This is a genomic window from Rhizobium album (assembly GCF_003122325.1).
Taxonomy (GTDB): Bacteria; Pseudomonadota; Alphaproteobacteria; order Rhizobiales; family Rhizobiaceae; genus Metarhizobium; species Metarhizobium album.
The window spans coordinates 269,230-285,796 of the sequence record NZ_QFBC01000001.1 but is presented as its reverse complement, the minus strand read 5'-3'; the positions used below and the strand labels follow the sequence as shown (position 1 = coordinate 285,796).

Genomic DNA, 16,567 nt, shown 5'->3' with positions numbered 1-16,567 from the left:
CGAGGGAACTGGCGGCGCTTTCAATGTTCGCCAGCGCGGCACCCTCTCTTTTCCACCGACCGCAGGCGATGAAACGAGCGGGGCCGGCACACCCCTTCTCCCCAGCGGAGAGAAGGGGAAACTGCGGCGTCAGGCCGAGATGATCTTGGTATACTCGTCCAGCGCCGGGCCGTAATTGGTTTCGTACCAGGCCATGTCGAGGGCGACCTGCTTCGACATGTTGGCCGGGTCGACCGGGTTGAGGCGGGCCTGCTCGGGAGACAGCAGCGCGTCGGCGGCCGGATTGGCCGGACCCTGACCGAGCATTTCGAACATGATGACCTGCTTCTTCGGGTCCTGGGCGCTGGCAATGAACTTCATCGCCGTATCCTTGCCGCCGGGATTGCCCTTCAACACGGCCATGGCGCCGGGCGAGATCAGGCCCTGGTCCCAGACGAACTTGATCGAACCGCCGGAATCCTTCTCGATCAGGCTGGCGCGGGTCGACCAGATCAGCGCCATCGAGGCTTCGCCGTTCAGCAGAACCGACTGGCTTTCGGAACCGCCGCCCCAATAGGAGACGACATTGTCCTTGAAGGCGGCGATCTTCTTGTGGGCGCGCTCCAGGTCGAGCGGGTAGAGCTTCGAGGGCTCGACGCCGTCGGCGAGAAGTGCGGCTTCCCACATGCCGGCGCCCCACTTGTAGAGCGAACGCTTGCCCGGGAATTTCTCGACATCGAAGAAATCCGCCATGCCGGTCGGCACCTTGTCGCCGAACTTCGAGGCGTCGTAGGCGATGATGTAGGAGAAGAAATAGGTGGAGGCGGCATATTCCCAGCCAAAGCCCTCGCGCATCTTTGCCTTGTCGACGATGGCGTAGTCGATCGGCTCGATCAGGCCTTTCTTGCCGAGCGCCTGGGCGGAGAACGGGTCGGCATCGACGATGTCCCAGCTCGGCTTGCCGCTCTCGACCTGTGCGGCGATGGCGCCTTCCGTCGGGCCGGAGCCGTCCTGCTTGACGGTGATGCCCGCCTCTTCCTTGAACGGTGCGCCATAGGCCTTGTCATAGGCCGTGCCGGCATCGCCGCCCCAGTTGACGAACACCAGTTCGCCTTCGGCAGCCGAGGCGCGCGAGGCGTTGAGCGCGATCGGGCTGGTGGTCAGCATCAGCGCCGCCATCTGGGTAAAGCGGCGGCGGGTCAGGTTGAAGTGTGTCATGCAAGTTCTCCTCTGGTTATCGGGCGGTCGTTTGACACGCCGTCCCGCTGTTTATTCTGTCATGGCCGCAGCACACCCGATGGTCAGCTTCCGACAAAGAAACCCTGGGTGGCCGGCCAGCCGGCCCAGACCATGCGGCCCGGCTCGAAGCCGGCGCTCACTTCCCGCGTCGGCATCTGCAGCACAATCGGCGTGCCGCCCAGCGTCTTCAGGGCAAAGCGCGTTTCCGAACCGAGATAGGTGACGCCCTCGATCTCCGCCTGCAGCATATTGCCGTCATCGGGCGCCTTTTCCGACAACACCATGTGCTCCGGCCGGATGGCGAATTGTTTGGTCACGGCCTCTCCCGGCGCGATCAGCCGGATCGGCCGGCCTTCGAACACCGCCTCACCGCCATGGCCGGTCGCCTGCGCCTCGCTGAGCGGCAGGATGTTCACGTCGCCGAGGAATTCCGCCACGAAGCGGTTGGCCGGACGCTCGTAGACCTGCTTCGGCGTATCAAGCTGCTGCAGGTGGCCATGGTTGAAGATGCCGATGCGGGTGGACAGCGCCAGCGCCTCCGACTGGTCGTGGGTGACGAACACGAAGGTGGTGCCGAGTTCCTGGTGCAGGCGGCGCACCTCTTCCTGCATCGAGACACGCAGGTTCTTGTCGAGTGCCGAAAAGGGCTCGTCGAGCAGGAGCACCGCCGGTTCGAACACCAGGGCGCGGGCGAGCGCCACACGCTGCTGCTGGCCGCCGGACAGGCCGGCGGGGCGCTTCTTCTCGTGGCCGCGCAGGCCGACGCGGTCGATCATGTCGTCGACGAGGATCTTGATTTCGCCGGGCGCCCGCCCCTGCACCTGCAGCGGAAAGGCGATGTTCTGTTCGACCGTCATGTGCGGAAACAGGGCATAACCCTGGAAGACCATGCCGAAGGCGCGTTTTTCCGCCGGCACGCGGGTGATGTCGACGCCGTCCTTCTTCAAGGTGCCGCTGGTGGCCTCTTCGAAGCCGGCGAGGATCATCAGGAACGTGCTCTTGCCCGAGCCGGAAGGCCCGAGCAGCGTCAGGAATTCGCCGGAACCGATGGTCAGCGAAATGTCGCGCAAGGCGTGGAAGTCACCGAAGGTCTTGCCGATTCCCACCGCAGTGAGCTCGGCGGCTCCCTGTCTTTTCCCCATTTCTTATTCCTTCTTTTATTGGAAATGGTATGAGCCTTTTTTCGATCCGACAAACGAATTCTTTTTCCCCGCAAGACAAATTCTATTTGCCGTTCTCCTGCCGAAAGCTTGGCCGGATTGCCGCCGGCACTCAGGCATCTGCATCAATTTCGAGCATTTCCGAGCGCAGCCAGTAGCAAAAAGCCACCACCGCCTGGCTGTCCGCCTTGGCCTCGGAGGCCACGAGATAGTAGGAGCGCTGCGACGATATGCCGATGTCGAACGGGCGGACGAGCTGGCCGCTCTCCATCGCGTGCCGGCAGGTGAAACGATCGCCCATGGCGATGCCCTGCCCCGACAGGGCGGCGGCGAAGACGAGGTTCATGTCGGAAAAGATGATGCCGGAGGCGGCATAATCGCGGTCGACGCCGGTCAGCGCGAACCAATTTTGCCAGTCCTCGTGATCGGTCAGGTGCAGCAGGCAGGCCTTCTTGACGTCTTCCGGTTCGCCGAGCCCGCCGATCTTGTAGAGCAGCGCCGGGCTGCAGAGCGGCGAGAATTCCGTATCCATCAGCCGCTCCACCTGCATGTTCGGCCAGTTGCCGGTGCCGAAGGCGATGAAGATATCGACGTCGGGATTGCTGACATCATCCAGCCGCCGCGGCGTCACCACCGAGATGCGCACATCCGGATAGGCCTCGCGAAAGGCGGAGATGTAATTGCACAGCCAGTTGGAGGCAAAGCCGGGCGTGGAACTGACGGTGATGGCGCCGCTGACGCCGCGGCCGGCATACCGGGAGGCCGAGCCGGAAATGGCGCTCAGCGCCTGGCGGATATCGGCGGCATATCCGAGCCCCTGCTGGGTCAGTTCGATGCGGGTACCGATGCGGTTCAAGATCTGGAAACCGAGCTCGCGCTCCAGAAGCCGCAACTGGTGGCTGACGGCGCTGCGGGTGAGGTTCAGCTCGTCGGCCGCCTTCCATACCGTGCCGTGGCGGGCAAAACTCTCCAGCGCCCTCAAGGCCTGCATCGACGGGATTCTTTGCATCGCACCTCCTTCACCACCTTGAAAGGCTAGTCCGGATTTTGGGCAATGGCGAACGAAATTTGTCGAAGCAGGAAAAACATTTCACTTTTTCAAAGCGGCGTTCGGGGTTTTACTGAAAATCAAAACGGGAGAAGATTTTCATGACTGCTTCGTCGGCGCAAATTCATGCCTTGAACCATGTCCAGGCGATCCGTCCACAGCTTTCCGCCTGGACGGCAAAGATCTTCGAACTCGGCGAAACGGCTTGGCGCGAATATGAATCCTGCGCCTTCTACGTCGACCTGCTGCGCCGCGAAGGCTTTTCCGTCGAGGAGGGCTCGGGTGGCATGCCGACGGCCTTCTGCGCCCACTGGTCGAACGGGTCGGGACCGACGATCGGTATGTATGGGGAATATGACGCCGTGCCCGGCAACTGCCAGGCGGCCACCACCACCCGCCAGCCGCGCGGCACGCTGGGATATGAGGCCGGCGGCCACACCGATCCGCATTCGGCGCTCGGCATGGGTTCGCTCGGCGGATTGCTGGCCACCAAGGCGGCCATGCAGCATTTCGGCATCAAGGGCACGTTGCGCTTCACCGGCGAACCGGCGGAAAAGGTGCGCGGCTCGAAGCCGATCCACGCCGCGAAAGGCTATTACGACGGCCTCGACGCGATGTTTTCCTTCCATCCCTTCTACATGCTGCCGATGTGCAACACGGTGCGCTGGGATACGCATTGCGGCGCTGCCTATTCGATGATCTACCGCTTCATCTGCGACCAGCCGGAACTCTGGGGCCGCAGCGACGACGCCCCGATCCCGCAGGCGCATTCCGCCGTGCGCGCGCCGGGCGCCAACGATGCGCTGATGACCATGTACATGGCGTCCAAGGCGCTGCGCGATTCGATGCTGACGCATCAGGGCGGCTGGTCGATCAGCGAGGCGATCCTGACCGCCGGCCAGGCGACCGCCGACAACCTGCCGGCCGGACTTGCGGAAATCCAGTACATGATGCGCATGCCGACGCTGGCGATGGCCGAGCAGGTGACCTCCGTGCTCGACCGCAACGCCGCCGCCGCCGCTGCCATGACCGGCTGCCGCTACGAGCGCCACTGGGTCTGCAAGTCGCGGCACGGACTGGCCAACCACGCCATGGCCGATCTCGTCTGGCAATCGCTGCAGCATGTCGGCGCGCCGCGCTGGGACGAGGCGGCCAAGGATGTCGCCCGCGACATCCAGAACAACCTCGGCCTCGAACCGATGGCCGATCCGTTCATCGACGAGATGGAAAAGCTGGTCTCGCCGCAGGAGGCGGAAGCGATCCTGCGCCGCGACCTGCCGCCGTCCCAGCTCAATTCCACCTCCGACGATTATACCGACATGACCTGGCACGCCCCGACGGCGCGCTTCTACATCGCCCGCCCGGCGCTCAAGGCGCCGAAGGGATATGCCTATCCCGGCTGGGTGATGAATGCGCTCGGCGGCATCCCCGCCACCATCGATCCGACAGTGGTGACGGCGGCAAGCGTGATCGCCCATGCGGCGCTGCGGCTGCTGGAGGACGAGACGATGCGCGCGGTGACGAAACGCGAATTCATGGACCGCACCGGCGGCGGCATCGGCGGCACCAGCTGGACGCCGCCGCTCTGCGACTACCCGCCGCCGATCGATTTCCGCTGGCCGGAATATGTCACCACCGCGCGTGGCCGCGACTGGTGGATCCCGAACTTCAAGACCGCATGACGACAAGCCAGAACGACCAAGCAAAAACAACGACACGGAGCAAGGATCATGACGCAAAGCCCCTTCAACGAACCCTTTTCCCTGCAGCGCCGCAACCTCCAGGGCGGCACCAAGCCGCTGACCTTCTGGGGCTTCCAGAACGAAACCGACCCGCTAACCGACGTCCTGCTCGGCTCGCCCGCCTATCTGCGCCACATGGCGACCAGCTCTCTGTCGCGCAAGCACCTGCGGGAAAACCCCTGCAACATCCAGGTGGCGCAGGCGCAGCACAAGGAGCTTGTCTCCGCCTACGAACATTTCGGCGTCAAGATCCACTGGCACGAGCCGACGCCGGAACTGCCGATGCAGGTCTATTCGCGCGATTCGAGCGTCATGACGCCTTACGGCGCCATCATCACCGCCATGGCCAACTGGTGGCGGCGCGGCGAGAACTATGCGGCGATCCGCACCTATGAAAAACTCGGCATCCCGATCTACGACATGGTCACCGCCGGCACCTTCGAAGGCGGCGACTTCAACGTCATCGAGGACGGCTGCGTGCTGATCGGCTGCGGCGGCGCCCGCACCCAGGAGGAAGGCGCCCGCCAGGTGGAGGAATGGTTCAAGAAGGAGGGCTGGGAAACCCGGCTCGCCTTCATCGACGAATATTACGTCCATATCGACCTGATGGTGGTGCCGATCGCACCGAAGCTGACGGCCGTCTGCCTCGCCTGCACCGAGCCGGGCATCGTCGACTGGCTGAAGGGCAAGGGCCACGAAATCATCGACGTTCCCTTCCAGGACACGATGGCGCTCGGCTGCAACTTCATGTCGCTCGGCGGCGACCGGGTGATCGCGCCGACCGCTTCCAGGACGCTGATCGAAAAGCTGCGCGCCCGCGGTTTCGAGGTCGCGGCCGTCGACATGAGCGAAATCTCCAAGACCGGCGGCGGCATCCATTGCATGGCGCAGGCGCTGAAGCGCGCCGCCTGATCGGGCTGCCAGCATCGGGAATGAGAGGGTCTGTAGGACGCAGAGGGATGAGGGGTGCCACGGGGGGAAGTCCTGCCGTGTCTCGCCCCCTCATCCGACCCTTCGGGCCACCTTCTCCCCGAGGGGAGAAGGGGAGTCAGCTTCCGGTGTGCAGTTGCCGCAGCGCCGCATCGGCGCGTGCGACGATCTCCTCCACCGAGCCGTCGATCTCGATGGTGATCACACCGGGTTCGCCGGTCGGGGCTTCCAGCGTCTGCAACTGGCTTTCGAGCAGGGAGGCCGGCATGAAGTGGCCGGTGCGGGCGCCCATGCGTTTCGACAACAGCTCCTTCGAGCCGTCGAGATAAACGAAAATCAGCTTGCCGCCGGCAGCCGCCCTCAAGCGGTCCCGATAGATGCGTTTCAGCGCCGAGCACGACACCACCAGTCCATGTCCCGCAGCCAGCGTCTGGCGGATCTCGGCGCCGATCGCATCGAGCCACGGCCAGCGATCGTCGTCCGTCAGCGGAATGCCCTGCGCCATCTTCTCGACATTGGCAGGAGAATGCAGGCTGTCGCCTTCGATGAACCGCACGCCATAGGACCGGGCCAGCCTTTCGCCGACCGACGTCTTGCCGCTGCCGCTGACGCCCATGACGCAGATGGCCCCGTTGCCATGATCGTTCGTCACTGTCATTTCGTCCTTACCATCGAGACGTCCCCACCCGGCTGAATCCTACCGTCTAGAAACCGGCATTCCAAGTGCGCCGGAAGGCTCACTCGCTCAACCGGTTGCGGCGGGTGACGAACGGCATGAAGGCGGAAAGGAACAGGAGGCGCAGCACGTGGTGGCTGCCGACATAGGCGGCATCGACATGCATCATGACGGCCATCGCCGCCATGGTCTCCAGGCCGCCGGGCGCAAAGGCGATCAGCACCGCATTCAGCGGCACGCCGGTCAGCCAGGACACGAACAGCGAAATCGCCCCGGCCGCGACGGTCACCAGCAGCGTCACCACCACACCGGCGAAAAACGCCGTCCGCAGCGCCATGATCGAAACGCCGGAAAAACGCGAGCCGATCATGCAGCCGAGCACGACATAGACCGGCGTGGTGATCCATTCCGGCACGCCGCCATGCACGACGCCGGTGACATGGGTGGAAATCGACACCGCGACACCGCCAAGCAGCAGGGCAGCCGGAAATTTCAGCTTGAGAAAGACGAAACCGATGGCGGCGGAGGCGACGATTGCCACCACCAGCACCGGCAGGGCCATGTCGCCGAGCACCACCGGCGGCTCGCTGCTGACGAGACCGAAGACATCGACGATGAACGGCACCGTCAGCGTCAGGGCCAGCACCCGCACGCTCTGGATGATGCTGACGGTGACGACATCGCAGCGCGAATCGACGCCGAGGCTGATGATGAAGCTGAGATGGCCGGGGGATGCCGCCAGCATCGCCGTCTGCCGGTCGTAACCGAACGTCTTCAGCAACACGGCATAACCGGCGTAGAAGATCAGAATCACCGCCGGGATCAGCAGCAGGAAGCTTGCCGGCCAGGTTTTCGCCGCCTCGATCACCTCCGGCGTCATGCTGGTGCCCATGGTGATGCCGACGATGACGAAGCAGATGTTGCGCATCCAGTCCGGCACGGAAAGCTTGAGGCCGGCGAAGCTGGCGATGGTCAAGAGCAGCGCCGGGCCGAGCAGGTAGGGGGCGGGAAAAGACAGGAAAGCCGCAAGGACAGCGCCCGCCGCACCGATCAGCAATGTGACCGCGGCTTCGCGCCAATCTGTTTTGGACATGAGCAGGAAGAACCTTCACACGCTGGCAGAACACGGAGCACCTAGCAGATGCCCATGACGGTTTTACTGCAATGCGAAGGCCGGTCAACCGCGCGGACGCCACAAGGCGGCGTCCGCGCGGTTTAAAGCGTGAAATCAGGCGGCGTTCTTGCGCGCCAGACGCGCCTTGATGCTCTCGACATCGGCACGCGGCGTCGCCGAGAACAGCGTCTTGGTGTAGGCGTGTTTCGGATCGCTGAAGACCTCTTCGCGCGTGCCGTATTCCACCGCCTCGCCATAATACATCACCATCACGTCGTCGGCGATGTAACGCACGACGGAAAGGTCGTGGCTGATGAAGACATAGGTGAGCTGGAACTCGTCCTGCAGGTCGGCGAGCAGGTTGAGCACCTGGGCCTGCACCGAAAGATCGAGCGCCGAGACCGGTTCGTCGAGAACCAGCAGGCGCGGACTCAGCATCAGCGCGCGGGCAATGGCGACACGCTGGCGCTGGCCGCCGGAAAACATGTGCGGGTAACGCCCGAAATGTTTTTCGTCGAGGCCGACCTTCTTGAGCATCGCCATCGCCCGGTCCTGACGCTCGTCACGCTTCATCGAGGTGTTGATGACCAGCGGTTCCATGAGGATATCGCCGATCTTCTTGCGCGGATTGAGCGTGCCGTAGGGGTTCTGGAAGACGATCTGCACCTTGCGGCGCATCTCCGGCGTCAGGCCTTCCTTGGCAATATCGACCTTCTGTCCGTCGATCAGCATGTCGCCGGCCGTCGGCGCGTCGATCATGGTGATCATGCGGGCGAGCGTCGACTTGCCGCAACCGCTTTCGCCGACGATGGCCAGCGTCTTGCCCTGATCGACCGCGAGGCTGATACCCTTGACCGCGTGGATCGTCCGGCCCTTGCGGAAGATGCCGCCGGCGATGTGATAGTCGCGAACAAGATTCCTTGTTTCGAGCACATGGGTCATCTGACGGCTCCTTCGAAGATCTGTTCGTCGGACAGCAAGTCGGCAATGGTCGGCAGGCGGTCGCCGGTGGCATTGTCCGGAAGCGCGGACAGAAGCGCGCGGGTATAGGCGCTCTTCGGCGATTCGAAGAGCGACAGCACGTCGGCCTCCTCGATCTTGCGCCCCTTGTACTGCACGATGACGCGATCGGCGGTTTCGGCCACGACGCCCATATTGTGGGTGATAATGATCAGGCCCATGCCGCGTTCGGCCTGCAGCCGCATCAGCAGGTCGAGGATCTGCTTCTGGATCGTCACGTCGAGCGCCGTCGTCGGCTCGTCGGCGATGAGCAGTTTCGGATTGCAGGCGAGCGCGATGGCGATCATGACGCGCTGGCACTGGCCGCCCGACATCTGGTGCGGAAAGTGGCCGAGGCGGTCTTCCGGATTGGGAATGCCGACGGCGGAAAACAGCTCGATGGCGCGGGCGCGACGCGCCGCCTTGCCGAGCTTTTCATGCACCTTCAGCACTTCCTCGATCTGGAAACCGACGGTGAAGCAAGGGTTGAGGCTGGCGATCGGCTCCTGGAAGATCATCGCCATGTCCTTGCCGACAATCTTGCGGCGCTCGCTGGCCGACATGCCGAGCAGGTTGCGGCCGTCGAACTGCAGCTTGTCGGCCGTGACCTTGGCCGTCCAGGGCAGAAGCCCCATGGCGGCCAGCATCGACACCGACTTTCCGGACCCGGATTCGCCGACGATGGCAAGCACTTCGCCGGCGTTCACCCGCAAGGAGACGCCGTCCACCGCCCGGAACGGGCCGGAAGCGGTCTGGAACTCGACAACGAGATTTTCAACTTCGAGAAGGGACATCACGACCTCTTCAGCTTGGGATCGAGCGCGTCACGCAGGCCATCGCCCATCAGGTTGATGGCCAGCACGGTGACCAGGATGGCGAGACCGGGGAAGGTCACGACCCACCAGGCGCGCTGGATGAATTCACGGGCTTCAGCAAGCATGGTGCCCCATTCCGGCGTCGGCGGCTGGGCTCCCATGCCGAGGAAGCCGAGCGCTGCCGCATCGAGGATCGCCGCCGAGAAGGCGAGCGTCGCCTGGACGATCAGCGGTGCCAGGCAGTTCGGCAGGATGGTGAGGAACATGATGCGCAGCGTGCCGGCACCGGCGACGCGGGAGGCGATGACGTAATCCTTCTCGCGCTCGGCCATGACGGAGGCGCGGGTCAGGCGGACGAAATGCGGCTGGTTGACCAGCGCGATGGCGATCATCGCGTTCAGCAATCCCGGCCCGAGCACCGCCACGAGGACGAGCGCCAGCAGAAGCGACGGGAAAGCCAGGATGATATCCATGACGCGCATGATGACGATATCGACCCGGCCACGGAAATAACCGGCGACGAGGCCGATCAGCACGCCGGAGATCACCGACAGCGTCACGACGACGAGGCCGATGAACAGCGAGAACCGCGCGCCGTAGATCAGTCGCGACAGGATATCGCGACCGACGGCGTCGGTGCCGAGAAGATAGGAAGCGTCGCCACCGGCCATCCAGGACGGCGGCAAAAGCAGCTTTTCACGCACCTGCTCGCTCGGCGCATGCGGGGCGACGATCGGCGCCAGAACGGCAAGCAGCAGGACGATGACGAACACGGCAAAGCCGAGAACGGCGCCCTTGTTGCGCGAGAAATAATACCAGAACTCCGCCAGGGCGGAGGGGTGGCCGGTTTTGACGGTGGCCGAACTCATAAGACCCTCCTAGTGGCGAATGCGCGGATTGATGAAACCATAGGTAACATCGACGGCAAGATTGACGAGCATGATGACGCCGGCGATCATCAGAAGGCCGCCCTGCACCACCGCATAGTCGCGCTTGAACACCGCGTCGACCATCCACTTGCCGATGCCCGGCCAGGAGAAGATCGTCTCCGTCAGGATGGCGCCGGCGAGCAGCACGCCGACCTGCAGGCCGATGGTGGTGATCACCGGGATCAGCGCGTTGCGCAGGGCGTGGATGCCGACAACGCGCCAGGGCGACAGGCCCTTGGACCGGGCGGTGCGGACATAGTCTTCGCCGAGCACTTCCAGCATCGCCGAGCGCGTCTGGCGGGCGATGACGGCGAGCGGGATGGTGGCCAGCACCACCGTCGGCAGGATCAGGTAGCTGACCGCCGACTTGAAGGCGCCCGCCTGGCCCGACAGCAGGCTGTCGATCAGCATGAAACCGGTCACCGGCGGGAAGAAATACATCAGCGAGATGCGCCCCGACACCGGCGTCCATTGCAGGTAGCCGGAGAAGAAGATCATCAGGAGCAGGCCCCACCAGAAGATCGGCATGGAATAGCCCACCAGCGCGATGCCCATGATCGACTGGTCGAACCATGTCCCTCGCTTGACCGCCGCAATCACGCCCGCGGGAATGCCGAGGCACATGGCGACGATGATGGCGCAGATCGACAGTTCGAGCGTGGCGGGAAACAGCGAGAGGAAATCGTCGAAGACCGGCCGCTTGCTGACGATCGACGTTCCGAGGTCGCCGGTCAGGACATTGCCGAGATAATCGAAATACTGCACGTACATGGGGCGGTCGAGACCGAGATCGTGCATGATTTGGGCGTGTCGCTCTTCCGACATCACCCGCTCGCCGGACATGAGCATGACCGGATCGCCGGGCAGGAGGCGGATGAAGGAGAAGGCGATCAGCGACACACCGAGGAAGGTCGGAATCAGGATCGCAAGGCGTCCGAGAAAGAAGCGCAACATGGCTTTGGATACCTAAAATTTCCGGCGGTCAGGGAAACCCGACCGCCGGACAAGCCCGGCAGACCGGGCATTTTCATCTTTTGTTGTTATTCAGCGATATCAGCGCCGTCGAAGCGGTGAATGCCGAGCGGGTCCTGCACGAAGCCGGAAACCTTCTTGCTGACCGGCAGGAAGACGAGCGAATGGTCGATCGTGTTCCAGGGAGCCTCACGCTTGAAGATGACCTGGGCGTCCTGGTAGAACTTGGCGCGTTCAGCCTGGTCGGAGGTCTGCTTGGCAGCCTTCACCAGCTTGTTGAACTCCTCGTTGCACCACTGGGCGCGGTTGTTGCCTCCGACGGCTTCGCAGCCGAGCAGCGTGTCGAGGAAGTTATCCGGATCGCCGTTGTCACCTGTCCAGCCGAGCATGACGGCGCCATCGCGCTTCACGTCGCTGGAAAGCTTGAGGTACTCGGCCCATTCGTGGGTAACGATCTCGACTTCGACGCCGACCTTGGCCAGGTCTGCCTGCATCAGTTCCGCCGCGCGACGGGCGTTCAGCATGTAGGGGCGCGAAACGGGCATCGCCCAGATCTTCATCTTCAGATCCTTGACGCCAGCGGCTTCGAGAGCCTTCTTGGCAGCGTCCGGATCGTACTTGTCGTCTTCGATCGCGTCATTATACGACCACATGGTCGGCGGGATCGGGTTCTTGGCAATCGAGGCGGCACCCTGGAAGACGGCGTCGATGATCGCCTGCTTGTTGACCGCCATGTTCAGCGCCTTGCGCACTTCCGGCTTGTCGAAGGGGGCCATCTGGGTGTTGTAGGCGAGGTAAGCGACGTTCAGGCCTTCTTCTTCCATAACCGTCAGGTTCGGATCGGCCTTGAGTTCGGCAACGTCGGCAGCGTTCGGGTACGGCATGACGTGGCATTCGCCGGCCTTCAGCTTCTGCGCGCGCACGGCGGCATCCGTCGTGATGGCGAAGACGAGGTCGTCGATCTTTTCCTTGCCCTTGTAGTAGTCCGGGTTGGCCTTGTAGCGGATGACGGCATCCGGCTGGTAGGCGACGAAGGTGAACGGACCGGTGCCGAGCGGCATCTGGTTCAACTGCGCGACCTTGCCTTCGGCGGTCAGCTTATCGGCATATTCCTTCGACATGATCGAGGCGAAATCCATGCCGAGGTTGGCGATGAACGGTGCTTCGGGCTTGTTGAGGACGAACTTGACGGTGAGGTCGTCAACCTTCTCGATCGACTTGATCAGTTCCGGGAAGCCCATGCCGGCGGCATATTCCCAGGACGCGCCCTCGACATATTTGTGCCAGGGATGGTCGGCCTTGATCTGGCGCTCGAACGAGAAGATGACGTCGTCGGCGTTCAGTTCACGCGTCGGGGTGAAATAGTCGGTCGTCTGGAACTTGACGCCAGCGCGCAGCTTGAAGGTGTATTCAAGGCCATCGGGCGAAATCGTCCAGCTTTCGGCGACGCCCGGCTCGATCTCGGTGCTGCCATGCTTGAACTCGACGAGGCGGCTGTAGGCGGTGCGCGACGACGCGTCGAACGTCGTGCCGGCGGTGTAGAGCGACGGATCGAAGCCTTCCGGCGATCCTTCAGAGCAATACACCAGCGTCTTCGACCATGCCGAGGTCGCCATGACCGAGGCAAGCGCCGTCGCTGCAAGCAGGAGGGAGATCTTTTTCATGATGTCGTTTCCCAGATTGTTTTTGTTGTAAAACTGGATCCCGGAAGCAGGGTCCGGGCCATCCCCAAATGGAACGACATTTGAAGGGCGAAAGCAACAGACCCTGGCGAAATTTTGTCCAAGCGGATAAATTTAGAAATTTTTTGACCCAAAACGTTGTGAAATCGAAATATTCGTAATCCTATTCCAGCCATGCTCCCAGTTCAGGAAGCAAAGTTTTCCACAACCAAAAAGTTCGAACCCGCGCAAAAGCGCGTGATCCGGCCAAAAACATGTCGCAAATAAAACAGGCGCGGGTGGTAATCCACCCGCGCCTCGATCATGTCATATATCAGCCGCTCAGGCTGCGGGGGCAGCGATCACACCGTTCTTCTGCAGGCGCTCAGGCAGGCCGAGCAGCATGTTGATCTGCGGGCGGGCCTTGACGAGGTCGTCGATGGTGTATTCCGCCAGCACCGCGAAAAAGGCGTTCAGGGCCTTGCGCAGCGCCGAATTGAGGCCGCAGCTGTCGACAAGCGGACATTCCACGGCACCGTCCTCGAAGCATTCCGCCATGGCGAAGCTGTCTTCGGTCACTTTGACGACATCGAACAGGGTGATCTTGTCGGAAGCGCGGCCGAGGCGCACGCCACCGTTGCGGCCGCGAACCGTCTCGATCAGGCCGGCCCTGTTGAGCGGCTGCAGGATCTTGAACAGGAACAGCTCCGAAACCCCGTAAGCCCTGGCAATCTCGGGAACACGGCTGAGCTGACCATCATTGGCCGCGCAATACATCAACATGCGCACGGCGTAATTGGTCTGTTTGGTCAAACGCATGCTGATCTCCCGATTCTTGACTCTCTTAGTCCCCTATATAGTCGGCCTTGTAGATTTGAACAATTCCAAAAAACAAGAAATTTGCAGCGGCCGCTTCCAGGCTTGTCCAATTGGTAAATTTTCAGCGTGGCGGAATCATGCGCATCGGAAGGGAGCCCGGGCAACCGTCAAGGTTTGGCGGGCTGCCTTCCTCCTTCCGCACCGGGTGTCGAGGTGTCTGGGCCGTTCTTTTCCACGGTGACGCCACGCAACTTCGCATCGTAATCGAGGATGGCCCGCCGCCGTTCCGGAGTGTCGGGATGCGTGGAAAGCATGCTGTTGCCGCCGTGATCGCCGTAAATCTCTTCCAGCCGCTCGAAGAAGCGGGCAATGGCCGCCGGATCGCGGCCGGCGGCGCGCATCAGCTCGACGGAGCGCATGTCCGCCTCGCTTTCCGCCGCGCGGGAATAGGACAGGGCCAGAAGACCGCCGCCCTGGGTGAGGATATCCTCGACGCCGGAGCCGACGTCGCCGGCGATCAGCATGATCAGCCCGGCGATGCCGGCGGCGCGGTAGAGCTGGCGCAGGCTGTGCTTCCTTTCGACATGGCCGATTTCATGACCGAGCACGCCGAGGATCATGTCGGTATCGCCCTTGGCGAGTTCGACGAGTTGGTCGGTGAGGATCAGGCTGCCGTCCGGCAAGGCGAAGGCGTTGGGGCCGATATAGCCGCCATCGCGGAAATTCAGCGTATAGGCGCCTGCCCCGCCCTCGGCCTTTGCCGCCAGTGTCTCGAACCCATCGCCGATACGCCGGCGGTCGGCCTCCGGCAGCTTGCTGGGTGACAGCGTCGTGCGGTCCAGCGTGGCGAGCGTGCCGGATCCCATCCAGTCCGGCACCACCGGCGGCGTCAGGAGCACGGCGAGTTCAACCAGCGCCGGCAGGGCATAACGGTAGATGCCGGCGGCAAGCAGCATCACGAGGCCGGCGAAGACGATCAGGCGCGGATGGAATTCCTCCATCCGGTGCACGAAGCCGCTGCGCCGCCCCTGGCGCTTTTCGACATAGGCGTCGATGGCATCATTGTCGCGGGTTTCGAACAGCGAGCCGTCCGGGAAGACGATGCGGCGGGGGATGGAGCCGACGCGCGGCGAAAACGTCATCTTCTCCGGCTCGGCGGCGGCATGGCGCTCGCCCGCCGCGTCGCCCACGGCAACCACCAGGCCGCCGGCCAGCTGCAGCGTGGCAGCGACCGAGCGGCTGGAATTGGCCGGATGCCATTCGCCGCGGGCGATGACGCTGCCCTCAGAAACCAAAATCGATCCCTTCCATGTCCATGTATTCGGCAGACATCGCCGCCCCGGTGGATTCGATCGAGGACAGCACCTCGCCGATATCGCCATGGATACGGATCGCCGTATGCGCCGTCATGTAGCGTGCCAGGCGCACGGCGGCCCAGGGCCGCATCAGGCCGAGCGTCAGCACGGTGACGATGATGTTGGTGATGGCGATCCAGGCATAACGGGCGCGCGACATGTCGCTCAGCAGTTCATGCTTGTCATCGAGTTTTGTCGAGGAAAACACGACGTTGCGTACGCCGGCGCGGTAGACGAGTGCCGCCAGGCCATAGACCACGAAGACCACGAAGAACGCCAGGTAGATCCCGAGGACAAAGGTGAGGATCATCTGTTCTTCGGTCATGTCGGCATTGTTGACGATCGCCATGATCGCGCCGGACATGGCGAGGCCGACAATGCCGCAGATGACCGCGCCGATCACCACCATCAGGGCGGGAACGAACCAGACGCCGTAAAGCGCGCCGACGCGCGGCTCGGTGAAGAACGGCCGGTCGCCATAACGCAGGTTGCCGAAGACATACCGATAGAGCCAGCGGCTGGCGAGCGGTGCCAGGATGCCGAGCGACAGGAACGAAACGAAGCTGCCGAGCACGACGGCGACGAAGGCGCCCTTGACCGAACCGACGAAATCGAAACGCACGTTGCGATAGCTCGTCACCCGCGCATTGAACCGTAGGCCCCGCTGCACCAGCCAGGGCAGCGCCGCCAGGATCAGCACGGTGGTGACGATGACGAACAGCGGGTGGATGGCGGCAATGATCTGGATACCGATGAAGAAGAGGAAAACGATCACACGGCCGATGAATATCTGCTTGCCGGTGGCGTGATATTCGAAGGCTCGCCCGAGAATGACGGTGTTGCCGTAGAAATAGCGGTTGCGCCGCACCTTTGCCCAGGCGGAATAGATGCCGAAGGTGATGATGGTCAGCAGGACGTTGACGATCCAGATACCGAAGTATTCCGAAGCCCTGCCTGTGAACGAAGCACGCTCGAATTGCGCAACAGTCTCGGGGCGCCCCGCATCTGCCACTGCCATAGCTCAACCTTTCCAATCATTTCGATCCTGGCTAGCAGACGGGTGTGGGCGCCCGTTTATTTTCCCCCCAGCACAAAAATATGAGTCTCCCGCACCACGAATAGTGGCGAA

At 62.9% G+C, this 16,567-nt stretch carries 15 protein-coding genes; 2 read left to right on the top strand and 13 right to left on the bottom strand.

The genetic code is table 11. The annotated features are described in order from the left end of the window. Positions 1–129: 129 nt before the first annotated feature. The 3 genes from DEM27_RS01380 to DEM27_RS01370 all read right to left on the bottom strand — a co-directional run bounded on the left by DEM27_RS01380 (position 130) and on the right by DEM27_RS01370 (position 3,387). A complete protein-coding gene (locus tag DEM27_RS01380) occupies positions 130–1,197 on the bottom strand; it encodes an ABC transporter substrate-binding protein (protein ID WP_109456391.1) in 1,068 nt (355 codons plus the stop codon). Between the two features lie 83 nt (positions 1,198–1,280). After that, entirely contained in the window at positions 1,281–2,360 is a 1,080-nt protein-coding gene (locus tag DEM27_RS01375) for an ABC transporter ATP-binding protein (RefSeq protein WP_109456390.1), read from the bottom strand. A gap of 130 nt (positions 2,361–2,490) precedes the next feature. Next, the gene (locus DEM27_RS01370) at positions 2,491–3,387 is read right to left on the bottom strand and encodes a LysR substrate-binding domain-containing protein (protein ID WP_109456389.1); all 897 of its coding nucleotides are present in this window, start codon (positions 3,385–3,387) and stop codon (positions 2,491–2,493) included. Between the two features lie 140 nt (positions 3,388–3,527). Between DEM27_RS01370 and DEM27_RS01365 the strand changes: the two genes are divergently transcribed. Further along, entirely contained in the window at positions 3,528–5,108 is a 1,581-nt protein-coding gene (locus DEM27_RS01365) for a zinc-binding metallopeptidase family protein (protein WP_109456388.1), read from the top strand. A 48-nt stretch (positions 5,109–5,156) separates the two neighbouring features. Further along, positions 5,157–6,080: a dimethylarginine dimethylaminohydrolase family protein gene (locus DEM27_RS01360; RefSeq protein ID WP_109456387.1), complete on the top strand. Its 924-nt coding sequence runs from the start codon at positions 5,157–5,159 to the stop codon at positions 6,078–6,080. A 136-nt stretch (positions 6,081–6,216) separates the two neighbouring features. Here DEM27_RS01360 and DEM27_RS01355 read toward each other — a convergent pair whose 3' ends face one another. The 10 genes from DEM27_RS01355 to DEM27_RS01310 all read right to left on the bottom strand — a co-directional run bounded on the left by DEM27_RS01355 (position 6,217) and on the right by DEM27_RS01310 (position 16,456). Beyond that, positions 6,217–6,756 carry a gluconokinase gene (locus DEM27_RS01355; protein WP_420028785.1) on the bottom strand — a complete coding sequence of 180 codons (540 nt, stop codon included), beginning with the start codon at positions 6,754–6,756 and terminating at the stop codon, positions 6,217–6,219. Between the two features lie 79 nt (positions 6,757–6,835). Beyond that, positions 6,836–7,867, bottom strand: a complete 1,032-nt coding sequence (locus DEM27_RS01350; protein ID WP_109456386.1) for an AbrB family transcriptional regulator — start codon at positions 7,865–7,867, stop codon at positions 6,836–6,838. 135 nt (positions 7,868–8,002) lie between these two features. Then, entirely contained in the window at positions 8,003–8,830 is an 828-nt protein-coding gene (locus tag DEM27_RS01345) for a dipeptide ABC transporter ATP-binding protein (RefSeq protein ID WP_109456385.1), read from the bottom strand. Then, positions 8,827–9,681, bottom strand: coding sequence for an ABC transporter ATP-binding protein (locus tag DEM27_RS01340; protein ID WP_109456384.1), 855 nt, complete (start codon positions 9,679–9,681; stop codon positions 8,827–8,829). Before DEM27_RS01340 ends, DEM27_RS01345 begins: the two co-directional genes overlap by 4 nt. Further along, positions 9,681–10,571 (bottom strand): ABC transporter permease subunit, encoded by an 891-nt coding sequence (locus DEM27_RS01335; RefSeq protein WP_109456383.1) that lies wholly within the window; start codon positions 10,569–10,571, stop codon positions 9,681–9,683. Before DEM27_RS01335 ends, DEM27_RS01340 begins: the two co-directional genes overlap by 1 nt. A 9-nt stretch (positions 10,572–10,580) precedes the next feature. Beyond that, on the bottom strand, positions 10,581–11,585 hold the full coding sequence (locus tag DEM27_RS01330) for an ABC transporter permease subunit (protein WP_109456382.1): 1,005 nt from the start codon (positions 11,583–11,585) through the stop codon (positions 10,581–10,583). Positions 11,586–11,671: 86 nt separating this feature from the next. Continuing rightward, entirely contained in the window at positions 11,672–13,267 is a 1,596-nt protein-coding gene (locus DEM27_RS01325; RefSeq protein ID WP_109456381.1) for an ABC transporter substrate-binding protein, read from the bottom strand. A gap of 339 nt (positions 13,268–13,606) precedes the next feature. Next, positions 13,607–14,083, bottom strand: a complete 477-nt coding sequence (gene rirA, locus DEM27_RS01320) for an iron-responsive transcriptional regulator RirA (RefSeq protein WP_109456380.1) — start codon at positions 14,081–14,083, stop codon at positions 13,607–13,609. Positions 14,084–14,250: 167 nt separating this feature from the next. Continuing rightward, positions 14,251–15,378 carry a M48 family metallopeptidase gene (locus tag DEM27_RS01315; RefSeq protein ID WP_109456379.1) on the bottom strand — a complete coding sequence of 376 codons (1,128 nt, stop codon included), beginning with the start codon at positions 15,376–15,378 and terminating at the stop codon, positions 14,251–14,253. Continuing rightward, positions 15,368–16,456 carry a YjgN family protein gene (locus DEM27_RS01310; protein WP_109456378.1) on the bottom strand — a complete coding sequence of 363 codons (1,089 nt, stop codon included), beginning with the start codon at positions 16,454–16,456 and terminating at the stop codon, positions 15,368–15,370. The genes DEM27_RS01315 and DEM27_RS01310 overlap by 11 nt, the downstream gene beginning before the upstream one ends. Positions 16,457–16,567: the final 111 nt, after the last annotated feature.

Bases quoted from the DNA above. Each gene is read 5' to 3' on its own strand.
- DEM27_RS01380 (WP_109456391.1), bottom strand. From the start codon at position 1,197: ATGACACACTTCAACCTGACCCGCCGCCGCTTTACCCAGATGGCGGCG.
- DEM27_RS01375 (WP_109456390.1), bottom strand. From the start codon at position 2,360: ATGGGGAAAAGACAGGGAGCCGCCGAGCTCACTGCGGTGGGAATCGGC.
- DEM27_RS01370 (WP_109456389.1), bottom strand. From the start codon at position 3,387: ATGCAAAGAATCCCGTCGATGCAGGCCTTGAGGGCGCTGGAGAGTTTT.
- DEM27_RS01365 (WP_109456388.1), top strand. From the start codon at position 3,528: ATGACTGCTTCGTCGGCGCAAATTCATGCCTTGAACCATGTCCAGGCG.
- DEM27_RS01360 (WP_109456387.1), top strand. From the start codon at position 5,157: ATGACGCAAAGCCCCTTCAACGAACCCTTTTCCCTGCAGCGCCGCAAC.
- DEM27_RS01355 (WP_420028785.1), bottom strand. From the start codon at position 6,756: ATGACAGTGACGAACGATCATGGCAACGGGGCCATCTGCGTCATGGGC.
- DEM27_RS01350 (WP_109456386.1), bottom strand. From the start codon at position 7,867: ATGTCCAAAACAGATTGGCGCGAAGCCGCGGTCACATTGCTGATCGGT.
- DEM27_RS01345 (WP_109456385.1), bottom strand. From the start codon at position 8,830: ATGACCCATGTGCTCGAAACAAGGAATCTTGTTCGCGACTATCACATC.
- DEM27_RS01340 (WP_109456384.1), bottom strand. From the start codon at position 9,681: ATGTCCCTTCTCGAAGTTGAAAATCTCGTTGTCGAGTTCCAGACCGCT.
- DEM27_RS01335 (WP_109456383.1), bottom strand. From the start codon at position 10,571: ATGAGTTCGGCCACCGTCAAAACCGGCCACCCCTCCGCCCTGGCGGAG.
- DEM27_RS01330 (WP_109456382.1), bottom strand. From the start codon at position 11,585: ATGTTGCGCTTCTTTCTCGGACGCCTTGCGATCCTGATTCCGACCTTC.
- DEM27_RS01325 (WP_109456381.1), bottom strand. From the start codon at position 13,267: ATGAAAAAGATCTCCCTCCTGCTTGCAGCGACGGCGCTTGCCTCGGTC.
- rirA (WP_109456380.1), bottom strand. From the start codon at position 14,083: ATGCGTTTGACCAAACAGACCAATTACGCCGTGCGCATGTTGATGTAT.
- DEM27_RS01310 (WP_109456378.1), bottom strand. From the start codon at position 16,456: ATGGCAGTGGCAGATGCGGGGCGCCCCGAGACTGTTGCGCAATTCGAG.